The sequence below is a fragment of the Pedobacter cryoconitis genome (assembly GCF_014200605.1).
In the GTDB taxonomy this organism is placed as follows: Bacteria; Bacteroidota; Bacteroidia; order Sphingobacteriales; family Sphingobacteriaceae; genus Pedobacter; species Pedobacter cryoconitis_B.
Map to the genome: position 1 here is coordinate 23,004 of NZ_JACHCE010000014.1, position 15,518 is coordinate 38,521.

Here is a 15,518-nt window from a genome sequence, read left to right on the forward strand (position 1 = left end):
AGTTTAGAAAATAAAGCTAACAAATATTTATCAGGTTCTTTGTTCTATTCGATCAGGGTATTAAACCTGGATTCGATATGGCTTTTAGCCTGTTTCTGAAAGTCTTCAGGAGCAACACCTGTTTGCTTTTTGAAAAATCTGCTGAAATAAGACCGGTCTGTAAAACTCAGGTTATAAGCGATTTCTTTGAGGGTATTCTCACTGTGTATGATTTGTCTTTTAGCTTCCAGAATAATCCTGTCATGGATAAGCTGCATGGCTGTTTTATCGAGTTTATCTTTTAAGATCTGGTTAAGGCGCTTGGCACTCAGCCCCAATTCCCCTGCATAAAAATCAGCATTTCTTTCCAGCTGATAATTTTCTTCCAGCAAAATCATAAACTCGTATACCCTTTTCTGATTTACATCCTGAGTAGTAAAGACATGTTCCTTGATACGGATCAGCTTTAATAAGAAGACTTTTAATAATGCTTTTAAAATCAGAAAACTACTCCCCTTTTCTTTATATTCTTCATCCAGTAACTGATAAATCTTATTGAGTTCAATGGCATTTTCCTGGTTTAAAGGAAGGCAGGAAAACTCGCCCTGTATATTAAAAATCTTAAAGATGTCGAGATAGAATTCTTTATCTTCTTCATCCAGAAAATCTCTTTTAAAAGATAACAGAATACCATTTTTACCAGCTTTATTTAATTGATGTACACGATACGGCGGAATAAGATAAATCCAGTCTCCTCTACCCGGATTTACATCTTCTTTAACCGCATGTAAGGGCAACTCATTTTGCAGCCAGACAATTTCGAAGAAGTCCTTTCTGCCCGGATCATTCAGATAACTGGGCGGACAATTTTCAAGGTTCCTGATATAAATCAATGATTTTTCTAATCCAACGCTCGTATTTTCTTCCATCTGCTGATTGTCCTTTGCTGTTAAACCCTGATTTCCTCCGGTTCAGGTATAATTGCCAAAGATATTAATATATGTTATGAATAAAGCTGTGAAGACCCTGCGTTTCCAAATAGTCCCATACTATGCGCATATAGTATAACGTAGCGCCTTCTTCTCCCGGCTACCTTTGGCGCAGACAAAAAGAGAGATGAACAGCGCAAACATAAATCAGCAGGCCAACAGTTTAAAGACAAACCTAAAATTGATTTTAGAAGAAAATCAAAAATTAGCAGAGCAGATTGATTTCATTCAGCTTGCAGCTGTTATTCCTTATTTACACCAGGCAGACCGTTTATTCATTATAGGCGCCGGACGTACTGGTTTAGCTTTGAAAGCTGCAGCCATGCGTTTAATGCATTTTGGGTTCACTGTATTCGTTGCCGGAGAAACAACCACGCCAGCTATTAGAAAAGGGGATCTCCTGATTGCCGGTTCTGGTTCCGGGACAACCAGTACGATTGTGAAAGCAGCAGAAAAAGCGGTGTCCTCTGGCGCAGAAGTTATTGCTTTTTCTACCACTACAGATTCTGCACTAGCCAGATTAGCGGCACTAACACTAGTTATTCCGGCTGCTCAAAAACAAGATCATGGGAAAACCATTTCTGAACAATATGCAGGCAGTTTATTTGAACAGGCCTTGTTATTACTCACTGATGCTATTTTTCAGACAATGTGGGCAGTGGATGGTACTGCTGCCCAAGAGCTATGGAAAAGACACGCCAATCTGGAATAACACAGTATGACGGCATTCAATAAATAATTGATTTAAATAATTACTCATTATAAAAACAAACAAATGGCAAAATTACAAGTCGCAATAGATTTATTAACTACGAAAGAAGCTTTAGCACTGGCTGCTAAAATTGCTCCTTATATTGATATCATTGAATTGGGTACCCCACTAATTAAGAACGAAGGTATTGCAGTAGTAACTGCAATGAAACAGGCACATCCTGATAAATTAGTGTTTGCTGATTTAAAAACTATGGATGCCGGCGAATTAGAAGCTGATATCGCTTTTAAAGCTGGTGCTGATTTAGTAACTGTTTTAGGTGCTGCGGGTGATGCAACGATTGCAGGTGCAATTAAAGCAGCTAAAGCACATGGTAAAGGTGTAGTTGTAGATACAATCGGTGTTGCTGACCGTGTTAAACGCGCTCAGGAAGTTACTAAATTAGGCGCTGAATTTGTAGAATTACACGCTGGTTTAGATGAGCAGTGGACTGAAGGATATTCAATCCAGGTTTTAATTGACGAAGCTGCACGTGCTGGTGTACCTGTTTCAATAGCCGGTGGTGTAAATATTAACAATATTACTGCTGTAATTAAAGCAGGTGCAACTGTTGCAGTAGCTGGTGCTGCTATTTATGGCGCTGAAGATCCTGCAGCAGCAGCAAAAGCATTACGCGAAGCTATTGATGCTGTATAATTAAAACATTTTACAGAAAAGGCAAGTCAGTATCGCTGGCTTGCCTTTTTTATTTTAACAAAAAAATCTTACACATCATTATGTAATATTTAACCCGACATCCTTATTTAGACCTATTATGGAACACTATTTGATAATAACTCTGAACAAATAATTAGCCAAACATAATTAATTATGATCAAAAGGATACACGTACTCGAAGACGACAGTGATATCAGGTATATCATTGAATATTTATTAAAGGATGAGGGTTATGAATTACAGCTTTCTTCGTCTGTTAGTGAACTGAAAAGCAAACTAAGGGATTCTTTGCCTGATCTGTTTATTATCGATGTAATGTTACCTGACGGGAATGGAATTGAAATTTGCGATGATCTTAAGAATGATATGTTCACTAAACATATCCCTGTAATTGTGATGTCTGCAAATCCAAGAAGTAAACAAATGAGCACGCAGGCTTGTGCTGATGATTATATCAGTAAGCCATTTGACCTGGATGATGTGGTTAAAAGGATCAACAACCTGCTGGTTAAAAAAACGGCCTAAAATATAAGCTGGATGTCTGCCCTAATCAAATAAGGCAGACATTCAGCTAAATTAAGACTGACTTTTTAAATAGTCTGAAATTAGTGACGCCGTTCTGGCCGAAGCCCCCGGCTCTCCCATTACTACTGATAAATCAGCATAATTTTCTAACATAACTTCTCTCCATGGGCCTTCAATAAGCCTTGAAAGATTATCTGTAATATTTAGGGTATTACAATCCTGCTGAATCAGCTCTACAACAACCTCTTTGTCCATAATCAGATTGACAAGAGATATAAATCTGATCTTCACCAGCATTCTTGCAATCGCAATAGAAATTGCACCTCCCTTATAAACCACTACTTGCGGAACATGGAAAAGAGCTGTTTCCAGAGTTGCAGTACCTGAAGCAACAATTGCGGCTGTAGCTACATTTAACAGATCATATGTTTTCCCGAAAACAAGTTTTACATTTTTCGCACCAATAAACTGCTGATAATATACTACCGGAAACCCCGGGGCTGCTGCTATAACAAATTGCTGATCAGGAAATTGTTCAGTCACACTCAGCATTGCCGGTAAAAGCCGTTCTATTTCTTGTTTACGGCTGCCTGGAAGCAAGGCTATAATTTGATGAGCACTGCTTAACCCCTGTTGATCACAGAAAGCAGGATCAGGAACGAAAGATGCTTTTTCATCCAGTAAAGGATTCCCAACATAATCTACTTTCATCCCCCACTCCTTATAGAAACCAACTTCAAAAGGGAGGATACAAAACATTCGATCGACTACTTTCTTAATCTTTATTACGCGCTTCTGATTCCATGCCCAAACTTTAGGGGAAATATAATAACATACTTTAATTCCACTTTCCTTACCAAAGCCGGCAATCTTTAAATTAAAGCCTGGAAAATCAATCAGGATCAGCACATCAGGCGCATAAGCCTGAATATCATCTTTACAGGTTTTTAAATTCCGGAGTATCGTGCGCAGGTTAAGCAACACTTCTGTGAATCCCATGAAAGCCATGTCAGCATAATGCTTCGCCAGCATTCCGCCTTCAGCTCTCATTTTATCGCCACCAAAATATCTGAATTCAGCATGCGGGTCCTGAGCCTTTAGTGCCTTCATTAAATTGGCTCCATGGAGATCTCCGGAAGCTTCACCTGCTACAAGATAATATCTCATGATTGTGATAGTTTATAAAAAAAGAAGAGCATGCCCCAGATGAATGTTGCACCGAGTATACCTCTTCCTGTATTTTCTTTGTTAACCTTAAAAAAGTATTTCAGCAGCAAAGCGTTTACTGCAATACAGCCAATCAATAATAAATCGGCTTTTGCCAGATAAGCGATCTGATGCATTACAAACCACACCATAGAAATCAGTACTCCCGGAAGAAATACACCGATTCCAAAACCCACCCACACATCGTTTTTAATATTCTTAATCATTAAATGTCCATGAGTTTAATATTGGAATAGCATGATGCGCAGTTAAGTCAAACTGAACCGGTACAACAGAAACAAAACCGTTTTCCAATGCCCAAACATCGGTATCTTCTCCTTTGTCATTATTCTGAAACACACCCGATAACCAGTAATATGGACGGCCGTATGGATCTTTACGTTCGTCAAATTCCTCTGCCCATTTCGCATTTGCCTGTCTGCAGATTTTAATCCCTTTCAGCTCTGCTCCTTTTGGGAAATTGACATTCAATAATGTAGCCTGCGGTAAACCATGATCCAGTACCTGGCGTACAATCGTTTTAACAAATTTATGGCAGTGACTGAAATCAGCTTCTTCAGAGAAATCATCTAAAGAGAAACCAATGGAAGGAATACCTTCAATTGCACCTTCTACTGCAGCAGACATTGTTCCTGAATAAATCACGTTGATAGAATTGTTTAAACCATGATTGATACCTGAAACACACAGATCTGGTTTTTTACCTTTAAATATTCTATTTACTGCCAGCTTCACACAGTCTACTGGTGTACCTGAACATTTATACATCTCAACGCCTTCATATAGATATACCCTGTCAAAACGCAGCGGCTTTCCTATGGTAATTGCATGTCCCATACCGGATTGCGGACCATCTGGTGCCACAACTACAACATTACCAAATTCTTTAACTGCTTCAATCAGATTCCTGATACCAGGTGCTGTAACACCATCATCATTTACTACTAAAATATTGGGTCTGGATTGCTCTTTCTTCATGGGAGTAAAAGTACAAGATTATAGGATATATATAACTAGTTTCTCATAATTCAAATAGTATATTTGAACATAACTTATTAAACATGAAAAAAAATATATTTCTGGTATCCTGCTTTATCCTCGCTGGATCGTCTTTAATGGCGCAGGTAGGATATCAATGGAAAACTGCTTCTTCTGGTGGATATACCTATAAGTATGTCACCAATGACCCGACAAAGTCCCGGTTTTATACGCTTAAAAATGGACTTACTGTAATTCTTTCAGAAAACACTAAAGAGCCAAGTATTGAATTCCGTATGGCGGTAAGAGCTGGCAGTAATACTGATCCACGCACTTCTACTGGTCTTGCACATTATCTGGAACATCTTCTATTTAAAGGAACAGATCGTTTTGGAACACTGGACTATGCTAAAGAGAAACCATTATTAGATAAAATAGAAGCACTTTACGAGAAATATCATGCGACAACAGATCCCGCTAAACGAAAAGAAATCTATGCCCAGATAGATAAAACTTCTAACGAAGCGTCTAATTATTCTATCGCCAATGAGTATGATAAAATGATGAAGTCTATTGGCGGACAATCTACCAATGCACATACCTGGTATGAAGAAACTGTTTACAATGAAGATTTCCCATCTAATGCAACAGACAAATTTCTTGCCTTACAGTCTGAACGCTTCCGCAACCCGGTATTCCGTATTTTCCACACCGAACTGGAAGCAGTTTATGAAGAAAAAAACCGTGGTCTTGACAATGACGCCTGGAAAGTTGAAGAGAAAATGAACGACCTGCTGTATCCGACACACAATTATGGACAGCAAACTACTATTGGAACAATTGAACATCTGAAAAATCCATCACTGGTAGAAATACGCAAGTATTACAATAAGTATTATGTGCCTAACAATATGGCTGTCGTTTTATCAGGTGACTTTAAGGCCGATGAAATGATTAAGAAGGTTGATCAGTCTTTCTCTTTTATGAAAGCCAAACCTTTTGAACTATATAATCCTGCAGCCGAAAAACCATTAACTAAAATTCAATCTGCAAATATTAATGGCCCAAGTGCCGAGTCGGTGAAAATCGGTTACAGAGGATTTGCTGAAAGCACAAAAGAGAGCATGATGCTTGACCTGATTTCAAGCATTCTTACCAATGGTAAAGCTGGTTTAATGGATATTAATTTAAATAAACAACAAAAAGTATTAAGTGCACGTGCAAATTATGAGCAAATGAAAGATTATGGTACTTTCATGCTGACAGCACAGCCTAAACAAGGTCAATCTTTGGATCAGGCACAAAAATTATTACTGGATCAGGTTGCTTTACTTAAGAAAGGTGATTTCGATGAAAGCCTGATCAAAGCTACTGTCGCTAACAACAAATTGAATTTACTGGAATCTTTTGATAAAAATGGCTTTCGTGTCGAAGCTGCTACCAATGAGTTTATCTTAAACCGTGCAACAAAATGGGATAAGTCATTGAGCAATCCTGATGATATGGCCAAAATCAGCAAGAAAGAAGTAGTTGATTTTGCAAATAAATTCTTTAAGGACAATTATGTTGTTATTTTAAAACATAAGGGAGAAGATAAAAACATTCAGAAGGTAGATAAACCGCTAATTACTCCGGTTAAAACCAATACAAATGAAACTTCTGCATTTACTAAGAATTTATTAGCTACTCCTTCAAAACCTATTGAAGCAAAATTCCTGGATTATCAGAAAGATCTGAATTTTGGTAAAGCTGGTATTGCTGATGTGGTAACTGTTCAAAATAAAGAAAATAGTATTTTCAGTCTGACCTATCGTTTTGAAATGGGTGCATGGAATAATAAATTATTGCCTTATGCAGCAAAGTACCTTACTTTTTTAAGTACAGATAAATATTCAGCCGAAGAGATCAGCAAGCAGTTCTATAATATTGCCTGTAATTATTCAGTATCTGTTAAAAGTGATGTAATGACTATTGAAATCAGTGGTCTACAGGAAAACTTTGAACAAGCTGTTAATTTAGTGGAACATGTATTTGCAAATTGCAAAGCGAATGAAGAAGCTTTAAAAGAGATGAAAAGCAGTATCCTTAAATCGAGGGAAAATGCAAAACTAAATAAAGCCTCGATCCTTACCGGATTGATGAGCTATGCGCAATACGGTCCTAAAAACCCAACCAACTATGTATTATCTAACGAAGAATTACAACAGATAACTTCTGCACAGCTGCTGGATATTTTGCATCATATCAATGATTTCAAACATTCAATCAATTATTATGGACCGGAAACTGTTGATGCCTTTGCTAAAAACATTGAAAAAATACATGTTTTACCTAAATCATTCACAGAAATAACTCCTGCTCTTAAATTCACTTACACTGATAATAAAGAAAATCTGGTTTATTTTGCGAATTATGATATGGTACAATCTGAAATTCGCTGGATAAGAAACAGTGGTACATATGACCCTGCGCAGGTAGCTAAAGTAAACCTGTTTAACAGTTATTTTGGTGGCGGAATGGGCTCGATCGTATTCCAGACTATCAGAGAGTCAAAAGCATTGGCTTATTCGACTTATGCGTTCTATTCTACGCCTGATAAAAAAGAAAAAGATAATTCAATGATGGCTTACGTTGGCAGCCAGGCAGATAAAATGAATGATGCAGTTGGTGCAATGAATGAGCTGCTGAATGTTTTACCTGAATCTGAGAAGAACTTTCAGTCTTCAAAATCTAATACTTTAAACTCATTAGAAACTTCAAGGATCACTAAAAAAGCGATTATCAACAGCTATTATGCAGATAAGAGATTAGGCCTTGACCATGATTCAAGAATTGATGAATATAAAGGATTACAGCCCTTAACTTTTAATGATATTAAAGCTTTTCACGCAAACAATGTAGCGAACAAGCCTTATAATTATTGTATAGTAGCCTCTGATAAGAAAGTAAAAACCGAGGATATGGAAAAATTCGGTAAACTGAATACGCTTACTTTAGAGCAGATTTTTGGTTACTAAATTAACCTGAGTGATTTAATGTGAAAGGAGATGCTTTAAAGCATCTCCTTTTTTATGTATCGGACTATAACGATTTCAACCAGGTGATTACTTCATCACGGGTTTTACCAGTCTTTTGCTGCAATTTTCCGTAAAGCTCATCGTCTTTACCTTCTTCATGTTTTAAGTCATCTTCTGTAAGATCTGCATATGCCTGCTTAACTTTACCTTTTAACTCGTTCCATTTTCCTTTTAATTCTAAACTGTCCATAGTATTTGTTTTAAATTAATGATTGTCTCGATAAGGAACAGCAGGATTTTAAAATTGTTTGCAGATATATGGTCTTAAAGCCAATTTATTCCAGTCAGCTCTGTTAATAAACAGAAAATCTGATTATATATTTTGGGTCATCAGACCCCGAATGGGGTGACTGTTGTGGCAATGAAAAATTGATGTCTAACCGGTTATCAATAATATGTGTAAGTCATTCAAACTTACACATATTACTATTTTATATTCAATCAGCTTATAGCTTTTGAGCAGAACCTATAATCTCTTCTACAATTCCCGGGTCTAACAATGTACTGGTATCTCCAAGATTTGAAATTTCCCCTTCAGCAATCTTACGGAGTATTCTGCGCATGATTTTTCCGGAACGTGTTTTAGGCAGGCCGGTTACAAATAAGATCTTATCAGGTTTTGCAATTGCACCTATTACACGGGTTACAGTTTGCAGAATATCCTTCTTAGTCAGTTCTGGCTCATCATGCAGTTTTGGATAAATAACGAAAGCATATATCCCCTGTCCTTTTACTTCATGCGGATAACCTACAACAGCACTTTCTACCACACCTGCATGCATATTGATCGCATTTTCTACTTCGGCTGTGCCAATTCTATGTCCTGAAACATTGATTACATCATCGACTCTGCCTGTGATTTTATAATAACCATCTTCATCGCGCATACATCCGTCACCCGTAAAATAAAGATTAGGATAAGTAGAGAAATAGGTTTGTTTACATCTTTCGTGATCACCATAGGTAGTACGCAGCATACCTGGCCATGGGAATTTAATACAAAGATTACCGTTTACCCCATTTCCTTCAATCTCTTTCCCGTTTTCATCCACAAGTAAAGGCTGAACTCCTGGTAAAGGTAAAGTTGCACAAGCCGGCTTTAATGGGGTCACAAAAGCAATTGGTGAAATCATTAACCCGCCAGTTTCCGTTTGCCACCAGGTATCTACAATAGGGCAATTTTTATGGCCTACTTCTTCATCAAACCAATGCCATGCTTCTTCATTGATAGGCTCACCTACAGACCCTAAAACACGCAGACTGCTCATATCTATTCCTTCTAAAGGCTCTTTACCGAAACTCATCAGTGAACGGATAGCAGTTGGAGCGGTATAAAGGATATTAACCTTATGTTTTTCTACTACTTCCCATAATCTTGATGGTGTAGGATATGTAGGAATTCCTTCAAATATCAAAGTCGTTGCCCCTTGCGAGAGCGGGCCGTAAACTATATAGGAGTGTCCGGTAATCCAGCCTATATCGGCCGTACAGAAAAATACTTCGTCTGGCTGGTAGTTGAATGCATTGGAAAAAGTATAGCCTGCATAAACCATATAACCACCCACAGTATGTACCACACCTTTTGGTTTTCCGGTAGAACCAGAAGTATATAAGATAAACAGCATGTCTTCTGCATCCATTTCCTCTGCAGGACAAATTGTATCTACCAGTTTAATCTCATCTTCAAACCACAGATCACGGCCTTTTAACATAGAAACAGGTGTACGTGTATGGGTAAGTACAATCACTTTCTCTACGGTAGGACAACCAATCAGTGCATCATCGATGACTTCTTTAAGTTGAATTTGTTTGTTTCCACGGAAAGATCCGTCAGCGGTAATAACCAGTTTACAAGATGAATCATTAATTCTGTCTGCTATTGATTTAGCAGAGAAACCTCCGAATATAACAGAGTGTACTGCACCTATACGTGCACAGGCAAGTACTGCAACTGCAAGCTCCGGCACCATTGGCATGTAAATACAAATACGATCGCCTTTTTTTACACCATTTTTCTTTAACACATTAGCAAACCGGCACACCTGTTCGTGGAGAATTTTATAGGTCAGTGTCACACTTGGTTTTTCAGGATCATTCGATTCCCAGATAATTGCAGGTTTATCACCATTTTTTTCCAGGTGACGGTCAAGGCAGTTTTCGGTAATATTTAACTTTGCACCCTCAAACCACTTAATCTGCGGATCAGTAAAATTCCAGGATAATACTTTATCCCATTTCTTTTTCCATAGAAATTTATCTGCTATTCCAGCCCAGAATTCTTCTGGTTGCTCGACACTGAACTTGTAGGTCTTCTCGTACTCGGCTAAAGATTTAATTTGCATAATATATTTGGTGATAATTTTAAGCTAATATAAATTATTTGAAAGGTAGTTAAAAGATTATTATAGCAAAATAATTGTTTCAGTCTGTTAGAATACAGCTTAATACCGCAATGAATCGTTTAAGATTCGTATTTACGGTGTATTTATGTATCTTTGCCCGAAGAGCAGTAGCAAAGAATCTATAAAATTTGAAAAATAATCACATGGACTCTTGATCGTTACAAATATTTTCATGATATTTGCACACTCTTAAAAAATTAAGCGAAGAACAATTTAACAATATATATTAAAGGCATGTCTAGAGTTTGTGATTTAACCGGAAAAAAGGCTATGAGTGGTTTTAATGTTTCTCACTCAAACGTTAAAACTAAACGTAAGTTTTATCCCAACTTACAACTTCAGAAATTTTATATTCCTGATGAAGACCGTTGGATAACACTGAAAGTTTCTACTTCAGCTATCAAAACCATCAATAAAATTGGTATTACTGAAGCTATTAACCGTTTCGTAAAAAAAGGATTTTTGTAAAAACATTGTTGATGTGAATCAACTAAATTATTAATAAAATGGCAAAAAAAGGTAACAGAGTACAAGTTATTCTAGAATGTACAGAGCATAAAACTAGCGGCATGCCTGGTATGTCTAGATATATCTCTACAAAAAACCGTAAAAATACTACTGAGAGATTAGAATTGAAAAAATTCAATCCGGTATTGAAGAAAGTAACTGTACATAAAGAAATTAAGTAATACATTTCCAATCTATTTAGATCATGGCAAAAAAGGTAGTTGCAACCCTTAAAACGGGTAAAGGTAAAGAATATTCAAAAGTTATTACGATGACTAAATCACCAAAATCTGGTGCTTATTCTTTCAAAGAAGTTATCGTTCATAACGATCACGTTAAAGATGCTATTGCTGGACAAGGCAAGTAATTTTAATATTTAATGATATTAAAGCCGTCCCTATATTTATGGGAGGGCTTTTTTTGTTTTCATCTACATTTCTATGGGACTATTCGATTTTTTCAAGAAAAAGGAAACTGCTCCTGAAGCTCAGGAAGTATTAAACAAAGGTTTAGAGAAAACTAAAAACGGATTTCTTAACAAAATCACTAAGGCTGTTGCCGGAAAATCAACAGTCGATGATGATGTTCTGGATAATCTGGAGGAAGTACTGGTTACTTCTGATGTCGGTGTAACGACTACACTGAAAATCATTGAAAGGATTCAGGACAGAGTGGCGAAAGATAAATATTTGTCCACTTCAGAATTGAATCTGATCCTCCGTGATGAAATCCAGCTTTTACTTGCTGAAAATAACAGCAATGATTTCCGCAATTTCGAATATGGTGATCATAAACCCTATGTAATCATGGTAGTTGGTGTGAATGGTGTGGGTAAAACTACGACCATTGGCAAGCTTGCACATAAACTTAAAGCCGAAGGGCTTAAAGTGGTATTGGGTGCAGCTGATACTTTCAGGGCCGCAGCTGTTGAACAGATTAAATTATGGGGTGAGCGTATTGATGTCAGAGTGGTAGCCCAGGCAATGGGTTCTGACCCTGCTTCGGTAGCGTTTGACACCATACAATCTGCTGTCGCTAACGGTGAAGATGTAGTGATTATTGATACCGCCGGAAGGTTGCATAATAAAATCGGTTTGATGAACGAGCTTGGTAAAATCAAAAAGGTGATGGAAAAGGTAATTCCTAATGCACCACATGAGATTTTACTGGTACTGGACGGATCAACCGGACAAAATGCATTTGAGCAGTGTAAACAATTTACAGAAGCAACAGATGTAAATGCACTGGCAATTACTAAACTTGATGGCACAGCTAAAGGCGGTGTTGTGATTGGTATCTCTGACCAGTTTAAAATTCCGGTTAAATATATCGGGGTTGGTGAAGGTGTTAATGACCTTCAATTATTTGATAAAAAAGCTTTTGTTGACGGATTGTTTAAATAAGCAATCCGTTTAAAGCATATATATACATACAAGATGAACACAAAAACGACTTCTAAAATTATCCCTGTTAAAAAACCAAAAATCAATGTAATTACACTGGGTTGTTCCAAGAATATTTACGATTCTGAGGTTTTGATGGGCCAATTGAGAGGGAATAGCTTGAATGTGGTTCATGAAGCTAATGAAATCAATAAGGATGACATTATTGTAATCAATACCTGCGGCTTTATCGACAATGCAAAACAGGAATCTATTGATACTATTCTTCAGTACAGCCAATTAAAAGATGAAGGCAAAATCAGTAAGGTCATTGTAACGGGATGTCTTTCGGAGCGTTATAAGCCAGAACTTGAATCAGAGATTAAAAACGTTGACGCCTTTTTTGGCACTAACGACTTACAAAACATATTACATTCATTAGGTGCAAATTACAAGCATGAACTGATTGGAGAGCGGTTATTAACTACTCCTTCGCATTTTGCTTATTTTAAAATTGCAGAAGGCTGTAACCGCCCATGCTCTTTTTGCGCTATTCCTCTGATGCGTGGAAAACACGTATCTACAGAAATGGAAGCCTTAGTAAAAGAGGCTAAAATATTAGCCGCAAACGGTACTAAAGAACTGATTCTTATTGCTCAGGACTTAACTTATTATGGTTTGGATATATACGGAAAACGTAATCTGGATGAACTGTTAAGACGCCTTTCTGATATCAATGGTATTGAATGGATCAGGCTTCAATATGCTTATCCTTCAGGATTCCCAATGGAAATTCTGGACGCGATGAACGAAAGAGAGAATATTTGTAAATACCTGGATATGCCTTTACAGCACATCACAGATAACATGTTGAAATCAATGCGTCGTGGAATCACGAAGCAGAAGACTATTGACATCGTTAATCAAATCAGAGACAAGGTTCCGGGAATTGCTATGCGTACTACACTTATATGTGGTTATCCAGGAGAAACTGAAAAAGACTTTGAAGAGATGCTGCGTTGGGTAGAAGATACCCGCTTCGACAGATTGGGTTGTTTCACTTATTCACATGAAGAAAAAACCCATGCACATAATCTGGTAGATGATGTACCTGATGAAGTAAAACAAGAACGTGTTGATGCAATCATGGAAGTACAGCAGGGAATCTCTTATGAAATCAACCAGGATAAGGTAGGCCAGACCTATAAAGTTCTGGTTGACCGCAAAGAAGGTGATTTCTTTATTGGACGTACTGAATTTGACTCTCCTGAGGTGGATAATGAGGTCTTAATCGATGCAAACACAGGTTATGCTGCAAATGGAAGTTTCGTAAATGTAGCGATTGACCGTGCTGAAGATTTTGATCTATATGGACAGATTGTAAAATAATATTGCGTTTTGCTGAATTATGGTTTATTAACTTAATTTCGTAGCAATGCAGGCCAAGTACATCTCTTATCAGCAAACACACGCTTTTTCATCCATTGTATTGGATTACATAGATGGAAAAGATAACCTGGAGTCTTTTTATAAGTACTCCCCTACTTTAGAGGGTTTTAAAAAAGCAATCGGCGACCGGAAGTATTCTGGTGACCGCAGCTTATTAGTTAGCAGTCTGCATGAGCAGTACAAACACCTGCGTCCCTCTGTATTAGTTCAGGAAAATATCAACTTATTAGCTGATGACCGTACGTTTACCATAACGACAGGTCATCAGCTAAATATATTTACAGGCCCTCTGTATTTTATCTATAAGATCGTTACAGCTATTAAGCTTGCGGCAGATCTCAAGCAGCAATTCCCGGATTTCAACTTTGTACCAGTCTATTGGATGGCTACTGAAGATCATGATTTTGAAGAGATCAATCATGTAAAAGTAGAAGATAAAATGCTGACATGGAATAAGAAAGCAGCGGGTGCTACAGGCAGATTAACCACTAAGGATATTACTGATGCCCTTATTGGATATAAAGGTTATCTGGGTATCAGTGACAATGGTACTGAATTTTCACAAATCGTAGAAAAAGCATATACTTCTAACAAAACCCTTTCTGCTGCCACACGTGAGCTTGTGGATACCTTATTCGGTAAAAAAGGTCTGATCTGTATTGATGCCGACGATATAGCATTGAAAGCTCAGTTTGCCCCTATTGTATATCGTGATATTGTAGAACAAAACAGCTTTGTTCAAATTAATTCAAGCAGTGCCGGTTTAGAGCAAAAAGGGTATAAACCACAGGTAAATCCAAGAGAAATTAATTTCTTTTATATGGATGATCAGCTCCGTGAACGTATTGTAGAAGAAAACGGCGAATATAAAGTACTGAATACACAGATAAGTTTTACAAAAGACACTTTAAAACAAGAAATCGATAATCATCCTGAGCGTTTTAGCCCTAATGTGGTAATGCGTCCGGTGTACCAGGAACTAATTTTGCCTAACCTGGCCTATATAGGTGGCGGGGCCGAAGTAACTTACTGGTTGCAGTTAAAAGCTAATTTTGACTTCTACAATATTCCTTATCCTATTCTGATCCTGAGAAATTCAGCATTAGTCATTGACGATAGAAGTGCCCGCAAAATGCAGATCCTTGACATCAGCCCAATCACTTTATTTAATACTGATGAGCAATTAAAAAATCAATGGATCAAAGCACATGTTGGTGATTCACTTTGTCTTGATGATGAGCAACGTGCAATAAGAGCCGTTTTTGACCAGATCAAATTAAACTCTTACAAAATAGACAAAACACTTTCGATGTCAGCGGAAGCTGCAAAAACAAAAGCCCTGAAATTAGTTACTAACCTTGAGAAGAAACTTTTAAGAGCAGAAAAACGTAAACATACAACTTCTCTGCAGCAAATAGATACCCTGAAGAATAAACTATTTCCATCCGGAGTGTTACAGGAACGTGTACTTAATATTGCGCCTATGTATATTCTTTATGGTGATGATTTTATTGAAAACCTCTTAGCTGCATTCAAACCTCTCGATTATAAATTCACGGTTCTATACGCTTAAC

The 15,518-nt window shown here is 37.3% G+C and carries 16 protein-coding genes; 10 read left to right on the plus strand and 6 right to left on the minus strand.

Features of this window, described 5'->3' with window-relative positions; all coding sequences use genetic code 11:
* Window positions 1-44 precede the first annotated feature (44 nt).
* Window positions 45-908: a helix-turn-helix domain-containing protein gene (locus tag HDE68_RS25895; RefSeq protein ID WP_183885561.1), complete on the minus strand. Its 864-nt coding sequence runs from the start codon at window positions 906-908 to the stop codon at window positions 45-47.
* 187 nt (window positions 909-1,095) lie between these two features.
* On the opposite strand from HDE68_RS25895, the gene hxlB reads away from it, so the two are divergent.
* From hxlB to HDE68_RS25910, 3 genes are all read left to right on the plus strand, one after another.
* Window positions 1,096-1,680: a 6-phospho-3-hexuloisomerase gene (gene hxlB, locus HDE68_RS25900; protein ID WP_183885563.1), complete on the plus strand. Its 585-nt coding sequence runs from the start codon at window positions 1,096-1,098 to the stop codon at window positions 1,678-1,680.
* A 63-nt stretch (window positions 1,681-1,743) separates the two neighbouring features.
* Entirely contained in the window at window positions 1,744-2,376 is a 633-nt protein-coding gene (hxlA, locus tag HDE68_RS25905) for a 3-hexulose-6-phosphate synthase (protein WP_183885565.1), read from the plus strand.
* Window positions 2,377-2,550: 174 nt separating this feature from the next.
* On the plus strand, window positions 2,551-2,922 hold the full coding sequence (locus tag HDE68_RS25910; protein WP_041887241.1) for a response regulator transcription factor: 372 nt from the start codon (window positions 2,551-2,553) through the stop codon (window positions 2,920-2,922).
* A 51-nt stretch (window positions 2,923-2,973) separates the two neighbouring features.
* Here the strand turns inward: HDE68_RS25910 and lpxB are convergent, their stop codons facing one another.
* The 3 genes from lpxB to surE are packed head-to-tail and all read right to left on the minus strand — an operon-like array spanning window position 2,974 to window position 5,127.
* Complete coding sequence (lpxB, locus tag HDE68_RS25915) at window positions 2,974-4,089, minus strand: lipid-A-disaccharide synthase (protein ID WP_183885567.1); 1,116 nt, start codon at window positions 4,087-4,089, stop codon at window positions 2,974-2,976.
* Window positions 4,086-4,355 carry a stationary phase survival protein SurE gene (locus HDE68_RS25920; RefSeq protein ID WP_183885569.1) on the minus strand — a complete coding sequence of 90 codons (270 nt, stop codon included), beginning with the start codon at window positions 4,353-4,355 and terminating at the stop codon, window positions 4,086-4,088. Before HDE68_RS25920 ends, lpxB begins: the two co-directional genes overlap by 4 nt.
* Window positions 4,348-5,127, minus strand: a complete 780-nt coding sequence (surE, locus tag HDE68_RS25925; RefSeq protein ID WP_183885571.1) for a 5'/3'-nucleotidase SurE — start codon at window positions 5,125-5,127, stop codon at window positions 4,348-4,350. Before surE ends, HDE68_RS25920 begins: the two co-directional genes overlap by 8 nt.
* 83 nt (window positions 5,128-5,210) lie before the next feature.
* Here surE and HDE68_RS25930 point away from each other — a divergent pair, with 83 nt between their 5' ends.
* The gene (locus HDE68_RS25930; RefSeq protein ID WP_183885573.1) at window positions 5,211-8,144 is read left to right on the plus strand and encodes a M16 family metallopeptidase; all 2,934 of its coding nucleotides are present in this window, start codon (window positions 5,211-5,213) and stop codon (window positions 8,142-8,144) included.
* Between the two features lie 64 nt (window positions 8,145-8,208).
* Here HDE68_RS25930 and HDE68_RS25935 read toward each other — a convergent pair whose 3' ends face one another.
* Window positions 8,209-8,394: a CsbD family protein gene (locus HDE68_RS25935; RefSeq protein WP_183885575.1), complete on the minus strand. Its 186-nt coding sequence runs from the start codon at window positions 8,392-8,394 to the stop codon at window positions 8,209-8,211.
* A 256-nt stretch (window positions 8,395-8,650) separates the two neighbouring features.
* Window positions 8,651-10,546, minus strand: coding sequence for an acetate--CoA ligase (gene acs, locus HDE68_RS25940; protein WP_183885577.1), 1,896 nt, complete (start codon window positions 10,544-10,546; stop codon window positions 8,651-8,653).
* A 294-nt stretch (window positions 10,547-10,840) separates the two neighbouring features.
* Here acs and rpmB point away from each other — a divergent pair, with 294 nt between their 5' ends.
* The 6 genes from rpmB (at window position 10,841) to bshC (ending at window position 15,517) form a co-directional block, all read left to right on the plus strand.
* Window positions 10,841-11,074, plus strand: a complete 234-nt coding sequence (gene rpmB / locus HDE68_RS25945; protein WP_037437638.1) for a 50S ribosomal protein L28 — start codon at window positions 10,841-10,843, stop codon at window positions 11,072-11,074.
* A gap of 38 nt (window positions 11,075-11,112) precedes the next feature.
* The gene (rpmG, locus tag HDE68_RS25950; RefSeq protein WP_008242799.1) at window positions 11,113-11,295 is read left to right on the plus strand and encodes a 50S ribosomal protein L33; all 183 of its coding nucleotides are present in this window, start codon (window positions 11,113-11,115) and stop codon (window positions 11,293-11,295) included.
* 23 nt (window positions 11,296-11,318) lie between these two features.
* Window positions 11,319-11,480: a DUF4295 domain-containing protein gene (locus HDE68_RS25955; RefSeq protein WP_082036098.1), complete on the plus strand. Its 162-nt coding sequence runs from the start codon at window positions 11,319-11,321 to the stop codon at window positions 11,478-11,480.
* A gap of 73 nt (window positions 11,481-11,553) precedes the next feature.
* The gene (gene ftsY / locus HDE68_RS25960) at window positions 11,554-12,516 is read left to right on the plus strand and encodes a signal recognition particle-docking protein FtsY (protein WP_183885579.1); all 963 of its coding nucleotides are present in this window, start codon (window positions 11,554-11,556) and stop codon (window positions 12,514-12,516) included.
* Between the two features lie 33 nt (window positions 12,517-12,549).
* The gene (gene rimO / locus HDE68_RS25965) at window positions 12,550-13,884 is read left to right on the plus strand and encodes a 30S ribosomal protein S12 methylthiotransferase RimO (protein WP_183885581.1); all 1,335 of its coding nucleotides are present in this window, start codon (window positions 12,550-12,552) and stop codon (window positions 13,882-13,884) included.
* 46 nt (window positions 13,885-13,930) lie between these two features.
* Window positions 13,931-15,517: a bacillithiol biosynthesis cysteine-adding enzyme BshC gene (bshC, locus tag HDE68_RS25970; RefSeq protein ID WP_183885582.1), complete on the plus strand. Its 1,587-nt coding sequence runs from the start codon at window positions 13,931-13,933 to the stop codon at window positions 15,515-15,517.
* The last annotated feature ends 1 nt before the right edge of the window (window position 15,518 follow it).